This is a genomic window from uncultured Microscilla sp., from assembly GCF_947493425.1.
In the GTDB taxonomy this organism is placed as follows: Bacteria; Bacteroidota; Bacteroidia; order Cytophagales; family Microscillaceae; genus Microscilla.
In genome coordinates this window covers 1-854 of the sequence record NZ_CANLRP010000416.1, presented here as the reverse complement: position 1 = coordinate 854, position 854 = coordinate 1, and the positions used below count along the sequence as shown (strand labels likewise).

1 protein-coding gene and 1 pseudogene are annotated in these 854 nt (G+C 40.0%); both read right to left on the bottom strand.

What is annotated here, in order from left to right; genetic code table 11:
* Nucleotides 1-374: 374 nt before the first annotated feature.
* On the bottom strand, nt 375-629 hold the full coding sequence (locus tag Q0954_RS34105) for a helicase associated domain-containing protein (RefSeq protein WP_299466604.1): 255 nt from the start codon (nt 627-629) through the stop codon (nt 375-377).
* 12 nt (nt 630-641) lie between these two features.
* Nucleotides 642-812, bottom strand: a pseudogene (locus tag Q0954_RS35115) (helicase associated domain-containing protein); the annotation flags it as partial.
* Between the last annotated feature and the right edge of the window lie 42 nt (nt 813-854).

The following is an 854-nucleotide window of genomic DNA, read 5'->3' as shown; positions in this document are numbered from 1 at the left end:
TACGGTAGCAATGATCTTCACGCTGTAATTTTGTTGGGCGGTGGTATAACCACTCGCTCCTAAGAGCAAAGCTCCCGCAATAATAAGGCACTTGAATAAATGGATACGCATGACCTTGGTTTGGTTTAAGTAGTTGGTTTTGAGCTTTAGCTGTTAGCTTTTTCTGTTCCTGGCTTTTGGGTTTTGTTGGCCTTTAGCTTTTAGCCTTTTTGTTCTTGGTTATCGACTAGATATACCCATTTTAGCGGTCGACTTTGGATACTTTTAACAAGAAATATTTGAAAATGTGGAAAGGCAGGCAGTATTTGTTCAAAGATACTCATTTTAAGTAAGTTTACGCTCACAATTTGCCCTTGAAACTGTCGGGGTAAGGTTTAGTTGATTTTCTTAGTTTTCCGGGGGCTCCACACAAAACCAATGCTGTTGAGTAAATTTATTTTGACTGTAGACAAAGTTTCTTTTTTGAAACAAGCCCTTTGGTGATCAACCCAATGACTGAGGCTTTTTTGTCTGGGTTGTTTTTTAGATAGCCTGAAATGTCCGTGCTCTTCGTTGAATGCCTTGAGTGCTTCAAAGCTTTGTTTCCAAGCCGCCCCCACTGGAATCGCTCTGCTACTTCGTACCCACACAAAACCAAGGCTGTTAAGTAAATCTATCCGGTTTTGAGGCAACTTCCCTTCTTTGAAGCGGTCTCTTTGAAAATGTACCCAACGACCTAAAGAATTTGACTGAGTCCTGGTTACATTGCAATGTCCATGTTCGGCCTTAAACTGCTTGAGAAAGTGTTTTAAAAGGTGTTTAGGAGAGAAAATGTACTCAAACTATTTACTTTAGGGTTGCAAAACTTTCAAGAT